Annotated in this window: 15 protein-coding genes; 8 read left to right on the forward strand and 7 right to left on the reverse strand. The window is 46.9% G+C overall.

Annotated elements, in window-relative coordinates:
• The first annotated feature begins 54 nt into the window (after positions 1 to 54).
• The 3 genes from phnW (at position 55) to phnX (ending at position 3459) form a co-directional block, all read left to right on the forward strand.
• The gene (gene phnW / locus H9L11_RS16050) at positions 55 to 1158 is read left to right on the forward strand and encodes a 2-aminoethylphosphonate--pyruvate transaminase (protein ID WP_205391267.1); all 1104 of its coding nucleotides are present in this window, start codon (positions 55 to 57) and stop codon (positions 1156 to 1158) included.
• Positions 1159 to 1184: 26 nt separating this feature from the next.
• Entirely contained in the window at positions 1185 to 2564 is a 1380-nt protein-coding gene (locus tag H9L11_RS16055) for an aspartate aminotransferase family protein (protein ID WP_205391268.1), read from the forward strand.
• A gap of 79 nt (positions 2565 to 2643) precedes the next feature.
• Positions 2644 to 3459, forward strand: a complete 816-nt coding sequence (phnX, locus tag H9L11_RS16060) for a phosphonoacetaldehyde hydrolase (protein WP_205391269.1) — start codon at positions 2644 to 2646, stop codon at positions 3457 to 3459.
• 86 nt (positions 3460 to 3545) lie between these two features.
• Here the strand turns inward: phnX and H9L11_RS16065 are convergent, their stop codons facing one another.
• The gene (locus H9L11_RS16065) at positions 3546 to 4574 is read right to left on the reverse strand and encodes a LacI family DNA-binding transcriptional regulator (protein ID WP_005442357.1); all 1029 of its coding nucleotides are present in this window, start codon (positions 4572 to 4574) and stop codon (positions 3546 to 3548) included.
• A 248-nt stretch (positions 4575 to 4822) separates the two neighbouring features.
• Between H9L11_RS16065 and H9L11_RS16070 the strand changes: the two genes are divergently transcribed.
• Genes H9L11_RS16070 through H9L11_RS16080 form a run of 3 tightly spaced genes read left to right on the forward strand, consistent with a single transcriptional unit; the run spans position 4823 to position 6879 of the window.
• The gene (locus H9L11_RS16070) at positions 4823 to 5266 is read left to right on the forward strand and encodes a PTS sugar transporter subunit IIA (RefSeq protein WP_005384357.1); all 444 of its coding nucleotides are present in this window, start codon (positions 4823 to 4825) and stop codon (positions 5264 to 5266) included.
• Between the two features lie 59 nt (positions 5267 to 5325).
• On the forward strand, positions 5326 to 5613 hold the full coding sequence (locus H9L11_RS16075) for a PTS sugar transporter subunit IIB (protein WP_005374080.1): 288 nt from the start codon (positions 5326 to 5328) through the stop codon (positions 5611 to 5613).
• 9 nt (positions 5614 to 5622) lie between these two features.
• Positions 5623 to 6879 (forward strand): PTS ascorbate transporter subunit IIC, encoded by a 1257-nt coding sequence (locus H9L11_RS16080; protein WP_005384349.1) that lies wholly within the window; start codon positions 5623 to 5625, stop codon positions 6877 to 6879.
• Between the two features lie 217 nt (positions 6880 to 7096).
• Here H9L11_RS16080 and H9L11_RS16085 read toward each other — a convergent pair whose 3' ends face one another.
• Positions 7097 to 7459, reverse strand: coding sequence for a hypothetical protein (locus H9L11_RS16085; RefSeq protein WP_005384348.1), 363 nt, complete (start codon positions 7457 to 7459; stop codon positions 7097 to 7099).
• Between the two features lie 9 nt (positions 7460 to 7468).
• Positions 7469 to 9499: a S8 family serine peptidase gene (locus H9L11_RS16090; RefSeq protein ID WP_171344275.1), complete on the reverse strand. Its 2031-nt coding sequence runs from the start codon at positions 9497 to 9499 to the stop codon at positions 7469 to 7471.
• Between the two features lie 466 nt (positions 9500 to 9965).
• Here H9L11_RS16090 and H9L11_RS16095 point away from each other — a divergent pair, with 466 nt between their 5' ends.
• Positions 9966 to 11222: a type 2 secretion system lipase gene (locus H9L11_RS16095; RefSeq protein ID WP_017819748.1), complete on the forward strand. Its 1257-nt coding sequence runs from the start codon at positions 9966 to 9968 to the stop codon at positions 11220 to 11222.
• Between the two features lie 151 nt (positions 11223 to 11373).
• Here H9L11_RS16095 and H9L11_RS16100 read toward each other — a convergent pair whose 3' ends face one another.
• A complete protein-coding gene (locus tag H9L11_RS16100; protein WP_205391270.1) occupies positions 11374 to 11976 on the reverse strand; it encodes a TetR/AcrR family transcriptional regulator in 603 nt (200 codons plus the stop codon).
• A 111-nt stretch (positions 11977 to 12087) separates the two neighbouring features.
• Between H9L11_RS16100 and H9L11_RS16105 the strand changes: the two genes are divergently transcribed.
• Positions 12088 to 12630: a carboxymuconolactone decarboxylase family protein gene (locus tag H9L11_RS16105; protein ID WP_005374097.1), complete on the forward strand. Its 543-nt coding sequence runs from the start codon at positions 12088 to 12090 to the stop codon at positions 12628 to 12630.
• A gap of 95 nt (positions 12631 to 12725) precedes the next feature.
• On the opposite strand, the gene H9L11_RS16110 is transcribed toward H9L11_RS16105, so the two are convergent.
• Genes H9L11_RS16110 through H9L11_RS16120 form a run of 3 tightly spaced genes read right to left on the reverse strand, consistent with a single transcriptional unit; the run spans position 12726 to position 17258 of the window.
• A complete protein-coding gene (locus tag H9L11_RS16110; protein ID WP_205391271.1) occupies positions 12726 to 14102 on the reverse strand; it encodes an efflux transporter outer membrane subunit in 1377 nt (458 codons plus the stop codon).
• Positions 14103 to 14116: 14 nt separating this feature from the next.
• On the reverse strand, positions 14117 to 16081 hold the full coding sequence (locus H9L11_RS16115) for a MacB family efflux pump subunit (protein ID WP_025768038.1): 1965 nt from the start codon (positions 16079 to 16081) through the stop codon (positions 14117 to 14119).
• A 1-nt stretch (position 16082) separates the two neighbouring features.
• Complete coding sequence (locus tag H9L11_RS16120) at positions 16083 to 17258, reverse strand: efflux RND transporter periplasmic adaptor subunit (protein WP_021821302.1); 1176 nt, start codon at positions 17256 to 17258, stop codon at positions 16083 to 16085.
• Between the last annotated feature and the right edge of the window lie 77 nt (positions 17259 to 17335).

Below are 17335 nucleotides of genomic sequence, written 5' to 3' on the forward strand. Positions count from 1 at the left end.
GAGTGAACTTGAAATTTGGTGTAGACCAATTAGCCTATTCTGATGGAAATCGAGATGAAAAACGAATACCTACTACTGACTCCAGGTCCTCTATCTACTTCTGAAACGGTACGTGAAGCCATGCTTAAAGACTGGTGTACTTGGGATGATGAATACAACAAAGACATTGTAGAAGTGATCCGCGCTAAGCTTGTAAAACTGGCGACGGAGCAAGACGGCTACACCAGCGTACTAATGCAAGGTAGCGGCACCGCATCAGTAGAAGCAACGATTGGCAGTGCCATTGGCAAAGATGGAAAATTGTTGGTTGTCGACAACGGTGCTTACGGTGCGCGTATCGCTCAGATCGCTGATTACCTAAATATTCCATGCCATGTAGTTTCCCCAGGCGAAACATCACAGCCACACTTGAACGAGGTGGAAACTGCATTGGCATCGGATCCTGCGATCACACACGTGGCGATTGTTCACTGCGAGACAACCACTGGCATGCTTAACCCAATTGAGGAATTTGCTTCTGCAGCAAAAGCACACGGCAAAGTGGTGATTCTCGATGCCATGTCGAGCTTTGGTGGCATTCCTATCGATATCGCTGAGCTAGGCATCGATTTTATGATCAGCTCTGCAAACAAATGTATTCAAGGCGTGCCGGGCTTTGGCTTTGTGATTGCGAAACAAACTGAGCTAGAAAAGTGCCAAGGTCAGGCACGTTCTTTGAGCCTTGATCTTTACGACCAGTGGCACTGCATGGAAGTGAACCACGGTAAATGGCGTTTTACTTCTCCAACGCACACAGTTCGCGCTTTCTATCAAGCATTGCTAGAACTGGAACAAGAAGGCGGCATTGAGGCTCGTCATCACCGTTACCAAACTAACCAGAAAACACTGGTTGCAGGAATGCGTTCTCTGGGGTTCGAACCACTACTGAGTGATGACCTTCACTCGCCAATCATCACTTCTTTCTACTCTCCGACGCACAGTGATTACCAGTTCAAAGCGTTCTACACGCGTTTGAAAGAGCAAGGCTTCGTGATTTATCCGGGTAAAGTATCGAACGCAGATTGCTTCCGCATCGGCAACATTGGCGAAGTTTACCCAGCAGATATCGAGCGCTTAATCGGTGCAATTGAAAAAGCAATGTACTGGCAAGTTGCGTAAAGCAGCCTTCTGATTGAGAGAGCGTTATGACTCAGAATATCAAACCGACTCATTTCCGCAGCGAAGGTGATGTCAACACGACACCAGCGCGCCAAGCTTGGAATGCATCGATGGACGACGAACGCACGCAAGCATTATTGAAGCGTGACTCGGAAGTCTTTCTTCATCAAGCCATGTCGACGCCTTGCTTAGATACCTTGGAAGCAGCAGAAGGCATCGACATCCAAGATGCCACCGGCAAAAAGTACATGGACTTCCATGGCAATAACGTCCATCAGCTGGGCTACGGTCATCCGCATGTGATTAAACGTGTGCAAGAGCAAATTGCCAAACTGCCGTTTTCACCACGTCGTTTTACCAATGAAACTGCGATTGAATGTGCCGAAAAACTCACCCAAATCTGTGGCGGCGAATTGAACCGCGTGCTGTTTGCTCCGGGTGGCACATCTGCGGTTGGTATGGCTCTTAAATTAGCACGCCACATCACGGGCAATTACAAGGTGGTGTCGCTGTGGGATTCCTTCCACGGCGCATCATTGGATGCCATCTCAGTAGGTGGCGAAGCGTGTTTCCGCCAAGGTATGGGACCATTAATGGCAGGTGTTGAGCGCATTCCACCAGCCGTGTCTTACCGAGGCGCTTTCCCAGTAGAGGACGGCAGCGACGTGCATTACGCCGATTACCTCGAATACGTGATTGAGAAAGAAGGCGGCGTGGGCGCATTTATCGCAGAAGCGGTTCGCAACACGGATGTTCAAGTGCCGAGTAAAGCCTACTGGAAACGCATCCGTGAAATCTGTGACAAACACAATGTCATGCTGATCATCGACGACATCCCTAACGGCATGGGTCGCAGCGGTGAATGGTTTACATACCAAGCCTACGACATCGAGCCAGATATGCTCTGCATCGGTAAAGGCTTGGGTGGTGGCTTAGTGCCTATCGCAGCCATGGTGACCAAAGACAAATACAACACTGCTGAGCAGATCTCCATGGGCCATTACACTCATGAGAAAAGCCCTATCGGTTGTGCAGCGGCACTGGCAACCATGGAAGCTATTGAGCAAGACGGTTTGCTAGATAAAGCCAAAGCCGACAGCCAGTTCATGCGTGAAAAGTTGCTAGAGATGAAAGCCAAGTACCCAGTGATTGGCGATGTTCGTGGCATCGGCATGTTATGGGGCATTGAACTGGTCACTGACCACGAAAGCAAAGCACGCGCGTATGACGAAGCGGAAGCTGTGCTGTACCAATGCCTCAACAACGGAGTGAGCTTCAAGGTATCGCAAGGTAACGTGATTCAGCTCAGCCCACCGCTGATCATTACTCGCGAACAACTAACCGAAGCGTTGGCGATATTCGAAGAAGCCATCGCCAAAGTATGCAAAGACTTTAACTACTTCTAACCTCAACAAAAACCAATTTATCCTGAGCGCAGTTCCAACGTGTAGGCAGCGCTCTGGCAAGCAAGAAAAAGGATTGAACATGAGCAACTCACCAATTCAAGCAGTGATCTTTGACTGGGCTGGCACTATCGTCGATTTCGGCTCTTTTGCGCCAACCAGTATCTTTGTGGAAGCGTTCAAACAAGGTTTTGATTTTGAAATCGACCTTAAAGAAGCACGTGAACCAATGGGGCTTGGTAAGTGGGATCACATCCAAGCTGTGGGTCGTATTCCTGCTGTTGATAAGCGTTGGAATAAGAAGTTTGGTCGCTCAATGACCAGCGAAGACATCGACGCTATCTACGCAGCATTCATGCCTCTGCAAAAAGCAAAAGTGGCTGACCACGCAGACCCAATCCTTAATGCGATTGAAGTTGTGAACGGTCTGAAAGACAAAAGCATCAAGATCGGTTCTTGTTCTGGTTACCCTCGTGAAGTGATGGACGTATTGATTCCAGTGGCGGCGGATTACGGCTACAAACCGGATTACGTAGTAGCAACAGATGACCTGCCTCAAGGTGGTCGCCCAGCACCATTTATGGCACTGAAAAACGTGATTGAGCTGAATGTAACCGACGTTAAAGCGTGTATCAAAGTGGATGACGCAGCACCGGGCATTGATGAAGGTCACAACGCCGGTATGTGGACCGTTGGCTTGCTGCTTTCTGGTAACGAAGCAGGTCTGACGTTTGAAGAATACCAAGCTGCGGACGAAGCAACGCTTAATGCCGCTCGTGAAAAAGCGCGTGCAAAATTGCTCAAGAGCTCGCCGCACTACCTCATCGACACCATTGCTGACTTCCCAGAAGTGGTTGCAGATATCGAACGTCGCCTAGCAGCAGGTGAGCGTCCGTAGTCGAGAATCACTGTTCTCACGTATAAAAAAACCTCTCAGCATTGAGAGGTTTTTTGTATCGCGTTTTAGTATCTAACCAAATCAAATTAGTTGATCGCAGTGCTCGCTCGGCGTTTTAGCTTAAAGCCCATATCCGTTGCATGCTCTACAGGCTCACCTTTAATGGCTTGCAGTAACTTGTCTGCAGCTTTCGTCCCCATGCGTTCGTAGTCGAATTCCGCACAGGTCAAACTTGGATAGGCGTGCTCACCCATGGAAGAACCTTCCAAACAGATAATCGCAATGTCGGTCGGGACTTTCAGCACTCGGCGGTGACACTCAAACAACGCGCCAATCGCAATCTCTTCATGGCTACATACCAAAGCATTCAAACTTGAATCGCGCAGCAATAGCTTTGCCAACCCTTCCGCACCCAATTGTGAAGATGGTGCTTCGTGCGTGGTTAAGAAATGATCCGGCGCAAGATAGTTCTCAATCATCGCGCTTTGCCAGCCGTGTAGCTTACGTTGCAAAGTGGAGTGATCGCCACGCGCACCAATGAAGCCCACGTTCTTGAAGCCTTGTTCAATCACATGCTTGGTACAGGCTTTACCCACCTCAAAATGGTCAACGCCGATATTGAGATAACTGGCTTTCGAACTTAACTCTGCAATTTCCAATACTGGCGTGTTCGAGGCTTCCAAAAGCTGATTGGTTCGCTGGCTGTGTTCATTACCAAACAACACCACTCCCGCTGGGCGGCTCTCAAGAAATGTCGAAAGCAGTTTCTCTTCTTGCTCTACCGAGTAATCACTGTAGCCAAGCAGCAACTGATAACCCGCTTTGTTCAACGCTTGTTGAAAGCTCGGTAAGAAAAGCGCGCACGCTTTTTCAAACAGGGAAGGAATGATAAGAGCGATGGAGTAACTTTCAGCAGACGCTAAAGCCCCTGCCGCTTTATTCGGGATATAGCCGAGCTCATCAACCACTTGTTGAATCTTTTCTCTCAGCTTGTCAGATACTAGCTCGGGCGTTCGTAATGCTCTCGACACCGTCATGGTGCCTACGCCGGCTTTTTTAGCGACGTCCGCCAAGGTGACATTGCCAGTACTTCTTCGTTTGCGAGGTTCGCTCATTGTTTTTATTTAGTGTTCTCTATTTTCTGCCGCGACATCTTACCACAGCGTTTTAGTGGTTTTGATATTAGCGCATTAGAAGTCGATCACAAGCATATGAAACTCGGATGACTGATAAAAATGGTAGCGCTATCACAATTTATGATAGCGCTATCAGATAGCGCTACCATTTGTGATCATTCTCAGGTTTTTCTGACAAATTGATCGATAAAGTACCCATCAACAAAACAACAAACCGGAAAGATCCAATGCTACGTGAACTGATTACCTCTGATGTGATTCGCATCCATTCTGATGCTACTGACTGGAAAGATGCGGTGAGTAAATCCTGTGAAGCACTGATTGAAAATGGCGCGATTGAGCCAAGCTACGTGGACGCTATTTACCGCTCACACGAAGAGCTCGGTCCTTACTACGTGGTAGGTCCTGGTATGGCAATGCCACACGCTCGCCCTGAAGATGGCGTTAACCGTTTGTCTCTTGCCATCACAGTGATTCAAAACGGCGTGAACTTCGATTCTGAAGGTAACGACCCAGTGAAAATGCTGGTTACGCTAGCCGCGACAGACAGTAACTCGCACGTGGATGCGATTTCTAAACTGGCTGAGTTGTTTATGAATGAAGAGCATGTAGAAGCCATCTGCACCGCTCAAAACACACAAGATGTTCTCGCGATCATCGAAAAATACTAACTCCTGATGTGCCCTTAAAAAATGGGCATACACCCCTATAAAAAGAAAAGGTCTGAATTATGAAAATTATGGTTGTTTGCGGTCACGGTCTTGGTACTAGCCTAATGATGGAAATGAGCATCAAAGGCATCGTGAAAGAATTGAATGTAAACGCAGAAGTGGATCATATCGATCTAGGTTCTGCAAAAGGTACGGATTGCGACATATTCATCGGTACTAACGACATCGTTGAACAGTTGAACGCACTTGGCGTTGAACCACGCATCGTTGCGCTTGATAACATGGTCGACAAAGTGGCAATGAAAGAGCGTCTATCTGTAGCACTTCAAGAGCTTGGCGCTCTATAAGGTGGCGTTATGGAATTTTTCAGTTTCTTAATGAACGATGTCCTATCAGAGCCAGCGGTTCTAGTAGGTCTTATCGCCCTAATCGGCTTAATTGCCCAGAAAAAACCGGTCACCGAGTGCATTAAAGGCACGGTAAAAACCATTCTTGGTTTCATCGTGCTTGGCGCGGGTGCGGGTCTGGTTGTAACTTCTCTGGGTGACTTTGCGACGATTTTCCAACACGCGTTCGGCATCACTGGCGTGGTTCCAAACAACGAAGCTATCGTCTCTATCGCGCAAGAAGCGTTTGGTAAAGAGATGGCGATGATCATGTTCTTCGGTATGTTAGTGAACATCTTGATCGCTCGCTTCACGCCATGGAAATTCATATTCCTAACAGGTCACCACACGCTATTTATGTCGATGATGGTAGCGGCGATCCTTGCTTCTAGCGGCATGAAAGGTGTTCCACTGATCGCGCTTGGCTCTCTGGTTGTGGGCTCTGTGATGGTGTTCTTCCCTGCGATTGCTCACAAGTACATGAAGCAAGTAACAGGTTCTGACGACGTTGCGATTGGTCACTTCTCTACCCTTTCTTACGTACTAGCGGGCTTTATTGGCAGCAAGTTCGGTAACAAAGAACACTCTACTGAAGAGATGAACGTACCTAAGAGCTTGTTGTTCCTACGTGATACGCCTGTAGCAATCTCGTTCACCATGGGCATCATCTTTATGGTGACGTGTATCTTTGCTGGCGGTGACTTTGTACGCGAAGTTAGCGGTGGTAAGCACTGGTTCATGTTCGCGCTGATGCAATCCATCACATTCGCCGGTGGTGTGTACGTTATCCTTCAAGGTGTACGTATGGTTATCGCAGAAATCGTTCCGGCGTTTAAAGGCATCTCAGACAAACTAGTACCAAACGCGAAACCTGCGCTTGATTGTCCGGTTGTATTCCCATACGCACCAAACGCAGTATTGGTTGGCTTCCTATCGAGCTTTGCGGCGGGTCTTTTGGGTATGTTCCTACTTTACGTGATGGGGCTTACTGTGATTATCCCTGGTGTCGTTCCACACTTCTTTGTAGGTGCAGCGGCAGGTGTATTTGGTAACGCTACAGGTGGTCGTCGCGGTGCAATCTTGGGTGCTTTTGCACAAGGTCTACTGATTACCTTCCTACCAGTATTCCTAATGCCAGTACTGGGTGACCTAGGCTTTGCTAACACGACCTTTAGTGACGCAGACTTCGGCGCTGTTGGTATCCTACTGGGTCTGATTGTTCGCTAAGTAGTTAGTCTGAATATAACTAGCTGATAACTGACTTGATTGATGCGCGAATAGGCTCATCGGCATCAATCTTCAAGAATATCTCGTCATAGCAAACGACTGGCTTTAGAAGAAACCAGTCATAAAAAATAATCATAGAAAACAATCGTAGAAAGAAAACAAACGCCCCTCACGTGAGGGGCGTTTTCTTTTTGGCACTATCTTAAGGAGGTTTGGCTTATTGAAGCGTATTTCCGTTAGATAGCAGCTTTCTTGTCGGCTCTTGCTCAGTGTATTCGACCGCATCGTGATCCGCGAGCTTATCGACTTCCGCCTGTTCACCCACCACAATCAACACATGTTGTTTCACCAGAGCATCGACCACTTCAATGTTGTGCTGACGAAGAAGCGCTCTCACTTCGCTCTCTTTTCCTTCATGATACTTAACAAAGTAACGTGCAGGTTGCTGCTCGGCTTGATCTTGGCGTTCATCCACGAGAGGAAATCCTTGATTGTTTGCCAAGCTGCTTGAGCTCAGTCCGATTGCCAATAGTGCGGTAGCGCCTACCGCAGACAAAGAAAGTAAGGTCAACTTCTTCATAGCCACTCCTTATTGAAAGGTCAGAGTCCAACTGTTGATGGTGCCTGTGTCTCTTCTGGCACTGTCCACCGCTTTTAGTTCCCATGTACCTTGCGATTCAAAACCAGAAAAATCCGCTTGGAACGTGTTTTTTATATCGTTAGCGCTGCCGCCAGTATTATTGTGAAGTACAACTTCTCCACCAGTCGGTGACGTTAAAGTCACTCGTAGATCACCGATGTAAGTGTGGCTAATATCAACGTCAATACTTACTGTGCCTGAATCACCAGAGCGATCGACTTCTACTGCACTGATTGCGCCAGAAGATTTATTATCTGGAATCGCGACAGGGCTGGTATTTGAGAAGCTAGAATCCGAAGAGCTACCACCATCAGGTCCATTACAGCCAGCGTCCAAGAACAGCTTCGCCGCTTCAGCATTAACTAGGCCGTGGCCAGTACGGTTGTCTCGACCAGCAACATCAATATCTGTTGCAGTTTTCACTAGGGCATTACGCACTTGCGCTGCTGTACAGGTTGGGTGGTAACTCCACACCAAGCCAGCTACGCCCGTTACGTGCGGTGTCGCCATTGATGTACCATTGTAGTATTCGTAATCTTCACCAGAGGTTGTTGCAACAGTAATTTCCTGACCAACATACCCCAACAGCTCTTGACCAAATGCACGATCAACCGTTACCGAAACCATACGATAAGCGTTGTTTGTGTCTACCAAGAATGGGTTTTGTAAACCAGGTAGTTCAGAGTTGCTGTATACGATTGCAGCTCGCGCACCCGCATTGTAACAAGCCTGAACCGCATCCACTTCAGGGTAGTTTCCTGAAGACTGGTTGCCAATACGCTCAGTCAAACAAATTTTGCCCGACATATCACCACAGTTAAAGTTACCGCCAGATACATCACAGCTATCTAGCGTTGCCGTTACTGAACCCGCGATTGGATCCGGAACATACGAAGAACCGTTATTGATCAAACGATTGTGAGGAACAATCCCACGATCAAACTGACTGACACCATTCAAGGTAATATCAGAAAGTTTACCTTCACCTACCGTAACCGTTGATAAGATCGCCACACCCGGGCCTGAGATCTCAACTTGACTAGTAGATTGTGAGAACGCTGCATGATCATTTTGATTATCAACGGCCGCAACAGACATCACTGAGTCATAAGAAGCTGGATAGCTGTGCGCTGTATTGCCATCATTACCCGCAGCGGCGATCAATAGAACGCCTTGATCGTAAATATTTTGCAGTGCATTTTGCTCAGTTCGGCTTGATTGACTACCACCAAGGCTCATGTTCACAACATTAGCACCATTATCGGCACAGGTCTGGATTGCTTTAACAAGCCCAGATGAGTAACCCCAACCCGATTCGTTAAATACTTTCACGATGTGCAAATTCACATTCTGGTTTGGCATCACACCCTTTACACCTTCGGTGTTGGCAATCGCAGCAATCGTACCCGCGACGTGAGTACCGTGGGCATTGTTGTTACCCGGATCACTCCATGATCCCGTACCACTATCGTTAGTACCAGCAACGCGGTTACCGCTTAGGTCGTTGTGCGAAATGTCGTACCCTGAATCGATAATACATACAGTGCGATTACCCGCATTGAAGTCAGCTAGCAGTTGAGCATTAACCGCTTCATATCCCCATGGGGTCGTTTCGCTGAGCAAATAGCGAGGTGGATCGACTTCCACGTATTCCACATCACTACGGTTGCGAAGCGGCTCTAAGTCATCGCCATCCAATTCAACGCTGTAAATGGCGCGATTGCCCAGTTTTTCCACCTTACGTGCCTTCACCTGTTCTAGAACAGACTCCTGCGCGATTCGTGGCCCCCAGAATGAGTTACCACCCATTGAAGAACGGCTGACTGCATCTTCTTTGAATTTGACGATGTACTTCGTCGGTAACTTAGATTCATCAAATCCCATTGGTGGAGCCGCAAACGCTGACATCGAAGTGGTCAGTGCTATTGCTACGGCAGACAACGAAAATAAGCCTTGTTTTTTACTTGTTGTGTAGTGCATTTGCCCTATTCCTTATTTGAGCTAATTTTTATTCACTATATTCTCATGAAAAGTCATCATCATGATGTTTGCATGAGAGCTTCAGCTATAGTTTACAGAGCAAAAATGCCAAACAATTTGTTTCATGAATATACAAATTTGTACAAAAGATCATTCAATAAACACTTTAAGTTAACATTGAAAATCATCAACAAAACCTTATAAAGCAATTACTTAATTAACAAAAAGTGAATGTTAAATTAATGTTAGTGAGTAATTATTCTAAATATCACCCATTTAATCGATTGCTATGCTGAATGGATTTTTTGACCGTGGTGCCAAAACTGAAATATTGAATATTTAGTTGTTGACTGTCTTGAGCATTTACTCAGAATTAGAAGGTTTAGTGAGAAAAATTCTCATCTAAATACTGTTATAGCCGAGCGTATTCACGCATTCGGAACAATAACCATTACAAGAAGAGTGAATGATGAAAAAAACAATCACACTATTAACTGCATTACTTCCGCTTGCCTCCGCCATTGCAGAGGAGCCAACTTTATCACCAGCAATGGTTTCTGCGGCTGAAGTGGTTAGCGCGCAAGAAAATCAAACTTATACGTACGTTCGATGCTGGTATCGTACGAGCCACTCTAAGGACGATGCGGCTACCGATTGGAAATGGGCAAAAAACCAAGATGGTAGTGACTTCACTATCGATGGCTATTGGTGGAGCTCTGTTTCATTTAAAAACATGTTCTACACCAATACCTCACAAAACGTAATTCGTCAGCGTTGTGAAGAAACACTAGATCTAGCGAACGAGAACGCAGACATTACATTTTTTGCTGCCGACAATCGTTATTCTTATAACCACACGATCTGGAGCAATGATGCTGCAATGCAACCAGATCAAATCAACAAGGTAGTGGCTTTGGGCGATAGCTTGTCTGATACAGGCAACATCTTTAACGCGTCCCAATGGCGCTTCCCTAACCCGAATAGCTGGTTCTTGGGTCACTTCTCAAACGGTTTTGTTTGGACGGAATACGTTGCTAAAGCCAAAAACTTACCGCTATACAACTGGGCAGTTGGTGGCGCAGCAGGTGAAAACCAATACATCGCGCTAACTGGTGTCGGCGAACAAGTTTCTTCTTACTTAACCTACACAAAGCTGGCGAAGAACTACAACCCTGCTAACACATTGTTTACGTTAGAGTTTGGTTTAAATGATTTCATGAACTACAACCGTAGCGTGCCGGAAGTAAAAGCGGATTACGCTGAAGCTCTGATTCGTTTAACAGACGCTGGCGCGAAGAACTTCATGTTGATGACACTGCCAGATGCAACCAAAGCACCACAGTTCAAATACTCAACACAGGAAGAAATTGAAACGATTCGTGCGAAAGTATTGAAGATGAACGAGTTCATCAAAGCACAAGCGATGTACTACAAAGCCCAAGGCTACAACATCGCATTGTTTGATACACACGCACTGTTTGAGAAGTTAACCTCGGCACCAGAAGAACACGGTTTCGTAAATGCAAGCGACCCTTGCTTAGACATCAACCGTTCATCCTCTGTTGACTACATGTACACTCACTCATTACGTTCTGAATGTGCAGCATCTGGCGCAGATAAGTTCGTGTTCTGGGATGTGACTCACCCAACCACAGCAACGCATCGTTATGTGGCTGAAAAAATGTTAGAAAGCAGCAATAACTTAGAAGAGTTTCGCTTTTAATAAGCCGTTGTTGTTCATTGCAAGTTAATCTGCATAAAAATGACCACGATGCTTCGTGGTCATTTTTTATCGATATCGACCCCCGATAACGGGTTTATTTGAGCTCGCTTACTTCAAGCCGTTGATTTAGAGACGTTGACTTTGAGCAGTCTCATTCAGCGTTCTGTTTTGGTACGTTACCGCGGAAGCTGTTCACCATAATAGAGATCAACGTCTTTAAGGTTTCATCATCACTGCGGTATGAGTAGGCTCGTATACCCGTAAACTGAACCTGGAACAACTGAGCAAGAAGCAATGTATCCTGAGCTTCAATTTCGCCATTCTCGATTGCTCGCTCAAACAGCTTTGCAAGAAAAGATTCAAATTGGTTTGCTAAGCTGTTTGTTTGATTGCGCAGCGCATTAAAATCCTCAGCAAATTCACTTGCTGATTTGACTAACATGCACACTTCACTGGGATTGGAGTCTCGCTGATTGATAACCACATCAATCGCGAAAGCTTCTATTGCATCTAGAACCGTTGTGTTCTGAGCTAAATGCAACTCAAACAGGGCTTGTAAGTTCGCAACGTACATTTTTAGCGCTTCACAATATAGCCCCTCTTTTGACCCAAACGTCGCATAAATACTTCCAGGACGCAGATTAACGCTATCTTGTAAATCACGTGTAGATGTTGCATGAAAACCTTTCTTCCAGAATAGATCCGAGGCGACTTTCACCACTTCATCACGTTGGAATTTCTTTGTATTCGCCATGAGCAATTATCAATTTTGAACATATGCTCAATTTTATATTGAGCGACCGCTCAAAATCAACTATCCTGTTCTTGCCTAATTCGCTCATATCCAACTACAGGAGATTTAAACATGGCAGAATTTAAACTGTATACCGCAGAAAACGCACCCGAAGGATCAAAGCATCTGATTGAAAATTCAGTCAAAGCGTTTGGCATGCTACCAAATCTTCATGCTGTTATGGCTGAAGCGCCAACCTTGCTTGAGGGTTATCAAGTTGTGCATGAGCTCTTTCAACAAACATCATTTAACGCAGAAGAATTGACCGTCGTATGGCAAACCATCAACGTTGAACATGGTTGTCACTACTGCGTTCCTGCTCATAGTGCGATCGCGGCGTCAATGAAAGTGGATCAGGAGATTGTTGATGCTCTCGTCAACCAAACACCATTGGCAGACGAAAAACTTGAAACACTACGAGAAACAACGCTTCAAATGGTGCGTCAACGTGGTGTAGTGGAAGAGTCTCAGATAGAGAAATTCTTTGCGGCAGGTTACGGACAGCAGCAACTGCTTGAAATTGTTCTTGGTCTAGCGCAAAAAGTGATGAGTAACTACACCAATCACCTAGCTGACACCCCGGTTGATGCACCTTTCAAGAAGTTCGCCAAGTAACTTAAGCTTTTATTACTGGTCCCATTCATGGGACCAGTAATACCTTCAAAAAGGCTTTGTTGCATGGCGCTTCGCTAGTGTGAGCTGACACCTAATTACAACGGCGCAACGTCGGCTCCTCCTAAAGACTGGTAAAGCGTAACCTGAGTGAGAAACTGGTTGTAGCGGTTCTCCAACAAAGAAGCTTGTGCGTTTCTGGTGTCTTCTTGGGCATTCAAATAGTCCATGATCGATGTCGAGCCATACTGATACCGCGCGGCATATATGGACTCAGCGGCACTTGCGGCATCATATTGTTCTTGTAAACGCGCCGCTTGATACTTCAATTTTTCTCGTGCCGACAAGGCATTTTCGACATCTTGGAATGCGGCGTACAACACTTGGCGATAACTCACAATGGCCGATTGATAGTCTAAATCGGCAATGGCTTGGCTATTTTTCATGTCGTTCCACTGCAAAAACGGTAGCGTCATATCCGCACCTAAACTGCCAATCGGGTTGGAAAGCAGGTCTTTGAGCGCTTGTGACGATCCCCCCAAAGCCCCAGTGAGCGTCAGCTTAGGCAAGTAGTCCAAATCTGCTGCGTCTTTATTTGCTAGCGCGGCTTTGACTTCATAAATCGCTGCTTTAATGTCGGGTCTGCGGATCAATAAATCAGACGGAGCACCAACACTCAACGATGGCATATCGCCTTCAGGCAGCATTTGGATGTTTGCACTGATGCTCTTCGGCGGTTGATTGAACAAAATCGCAAAGGCGTGGTTTGCCTCAAGTAAACTCTGTTCAAACTCACTTTGCTGCGCTTGTAAGCTTGCCAACGTACGTTTGGCTTCAAGCACATCTAACTGATCCACAGCGCCAAGTTGGTACTGTTTTTTAATCAATTGTAGCGTTTGAGCTGCGTCTTCCACATTACGCTGACTGAGGTTTAAGCGCTGTTTTAGATAGCCGATTTGCCAATATAACGATGCCGTCGTTGCCACCAAACTTTGTGCGGTCGCCTCGCGATCTTGTTGACTTGCCATCGCCGTCCACTTGGCTTGGTCAACGTCTGCCGAGATTTTTCCCCACAAATCCAACTCGTAATTGACGGACAAGTTAGTGCTGTAGCTATCTGCCGATTCCCCGCTATCAAGAGATTTTTGAACTTGTCCTGATGTGGAAGAACTCAACGTAGGGAAAAGGTCATCTTGCGTTAAACCCAGCTGTAAACGCGCTTTCTTTAGCGTTAGCGTTGCCAGCGTCAAATCGTTGTTTTGAGCCAACACCTGAGCAATGTATTGATTAAGCGTTGGGTCGTTAAACGCCAACCACCAAGGATCCATGCTGACATCACCCGCAACATGCATCTGTTGCCAATTTGCAGGCACTTGCACCTCAGGAGCTTGATAGTTGCTACGCATAAGCGACCCACAACCTGACAACCACACTGCACTTAAGGCAGCCGCGACCAATCGAGTTTTGAATTTCATTGTGTTACTCATTTTTAGTCTCTCGCTAGCGCTTCTATCGGATCGAGTTTGGCGGCATTGCGAGCGGGTAAAAAGCCGAAAGCGATGCCAATCAACGTTGAGCAAATAAACGCCCAGATGATCGAGTTCATTGAGTAAATCATTTGGAAGCTGCTGCCAGATGTACTGAATGCAAAACCAATCAAAAACGCCAAGCCAATACCAGCAATGCCACCACACAAACACACTAGTACCGCTTCAATCAAAAACTGACGCAAAATATCCGCTTGCCGCGCACCCACAGCCATTCGTACACCGATCTCTTTCGTGCGCTCTGTCACCGACACCAACATGATGTTCATTACGCCAATTCCGCCGACAATTAGGGAGATCACCGCAATCGCTGAGATCAGTAACGTCATGGTGGCGGTGGTTTTCTCGATGCTCTGACGAATGGTGTCAGTGTTAATCGTGAAGAAATCTTCTGTACCGTGGCGCATTTTTAACAAGTTGATGATGCTCTGTTCTACCGCTGCGCTTGGGGCGTTCTCATCAATCCGTACAGTAATGCCGTTGAGGTAGCGTTGTCCCATCATTCGTCCCGACATGGTGGTGTATGGCACCCAAATTTTCAGCGCGTCGCTGTTGCCAAACGCGTCTTCTTTTTTCTGCGTGACACCCACAATACGCACTGGCAATGAACCAAGAAAAATCACTTCACCAATCGGATTTCTATCCGCAAACATTTCCTTTCTGGTGTTGTCATCAATCACTGCTTCTTGGGCGAGTGAGTTCACGCTCTCTTCATCCCAAAACTGACCTTTGGCGATCTCATAACCGCGCACACGGAAATAATCTTCCCCAACCCCTTCCACAGACGCGGTTGCATCCTGATTGGCGTAACGCACGGTTAAGCTGTTGGATAAAGACGGCGTGACACTGTCGACAAAAGGTAGACTCTCCAACGATTTAGCATCGTCGGCGGTTAGCGTTTTCACTCGTCCGGAGCGGCGGTCACCAAACCCTTTGCCCGGCCTGACATCAATGGTGTTTGTTCCCATGGATGAAATATTCGACAAAATTTGCTGTTGTGAACCATTACCTAGTGCCACCACGGAAACCACCGAGGCTATACCAATAATGATGCCGAGCATGGTCAAAAACGTGCGCATTCTGTGGCTAGACATCGCCAGCAGCGCCATTTTGAGCGCGTCAATAAAACTGTCCCACTTCCACCACTTACTGGCGACTTGCGCTGGGCGATGAAAAGACGTGCTCGGTGTCTGTACTGCTTGCTCATTGATTACAACTTGTGCATTTGGCGTATCTGCAATGATTTCACCATCTTTGATTTCAATGATGCGATCCGCAAAGTTCGCCACGTTCATATCATGAGTCACTAAGATGACCGTATGCCCAAGTTGATGCAACTCTTTAAGCAGTGCCATCATCTCTTGCCCACTGTGACTGTCTAATGCGCCAGTGGGCTCATCAGCGAGAATCACCTCACCGCCGTTCATCAGTGCACGAGCAACACTCACGCGCTGTTGCTGGCCACCACTCAGTTGGCTGGGCTTGTGAGTGAAACGATCTTCCAGCCCTAAGCGAGCCAATAACGACTGCGCTCGATCCGTTCTTTGACGATGAGGAACTCCCGCGTAAACCGCCGGTACTTCCACGTTTGCCACCGCGGTTAAATCCCCCAGCAGATGGTAACGCTGGAATATAAAGCCAAAATACTCGCGGCGCAGTTCCGCCAGTTGATCAGATTCCAACGTCGAGACATCTTGCCCATTAATGAAGTATCGACCGCTGGACGGTTTATCCAAGCAGCCGAGCACATTCATCAGCGTCGATTTACCTGAGCCTGATGCCCCCACGATCGCGACCATTTCACCGCGTTTTATCTCTAAATTAATGTGGTTCAACACGGTAAGCGACTCGTCGCCAGAGACAAATCGTCGAGTTAAATCCTCAACTTTTAAAAGCACGTCACTCATATTAGAACCTCATTGGAGGTCGACGACGATCACCTCGGCTTGATGATTCTCCATCCATGGCATTGCCAAGAACAACTTGGTCGCCCTCCTTCAAACCTGAGAGAATTTCTGCGTTCACTTTGTTGTTAATACCCACTGTCACGGGCTTTTGCACCACTTGGCCCTGTTCAAGAACTGGCACGGTATAGTTGCCTTTGCCGCCAGATTTTTGCAGCACTTGTGAAGGGACAATCAAGGTATTTTCCGATTGCTCAAGGACAATCGAAACTTGCGCAGTCATGCCGATGCGCAAAATACCTTGCGGGTTCTTCACATCAAATACAGCGTTGTAGTAAATGGCGTCGCTATCTGAAATGCTCAAATCGCTGTCATCGCCATCCATGATGGTTGGCCCCGGCTCAATGGCGCGCAATGTGCCTTTAAACTGCTGATTCGGTTTGCCTAAAATGGTGAACAGCGCCGTTTGGCCTGGGTGAACAAAAATCACATCGGCTTCCGAAATTTCGGCTTTCACTGTCATCGTATCTAACTTGGCTAACTCGATAATAGTTGGCGTGGTTTGATTGGCGTTTACGGTTTGTCCTTCTTCCACCGCGGTGTAGACCACCGTGCCATCCATCGGTGCGTTGATGGTGGTGTAACCGAGATCTAACTGCGCATTGTCGACGTTGATTTTGGCTTTCTCGATTTCGGCATCCAGTTGCGCTAACTCGGCTTTGTAGATGGCGAGCGTCGCTTCGGCATTCTCGTAATCAGCTCGTGAGCTCGCTTTCGCCGCTAGCATGCCTTTTTGGCGCACGAATTCATAGTTTGCTTGTTTAATCTGCGCTTGCTTAGCTTGATACTGAGCATTGAGACTATTAAGAGACGCTTGGGCTTCTTTGAGGCTGTTTTGCTGAGTCAGGCTGTCAATCTGTGCAATCAAGTCCCCCTGTTTGATCTCATCCCCTAAGTTCACAGCGAGGCGTTGAATTTGCCCAGATACTTGCGCACCTACATTCACCAATTTGGACGCTTGCAACATGCCGTTGGCTAATACCGCCTTTTCGATATTGCCTTTGCGCACGACTTCTGTCGCGTAAGGAGAAATGGGTTCTGGACGTTGCAGATAATGATAACCACCAGCACCAATAGCGAGTAGGCCACACAAAACGAGCCATTTTTTATTGAGTTTCATAGCAGGAGTGAAGTAAATAATCGTTTTGATTTTATACTGCTATTTGTCCTAGCCGTACAGGGTACGAGACGTAAAGA

Source organism: Vibrio sp. sp1 (assembly GCF_016920955.1).
GTDB lineage: Bacteria > Pseudomonadota > Gammaproteobacteria > Enterobacterales > Vibrionaceae > Vibrio > Vibrio alginolyticus.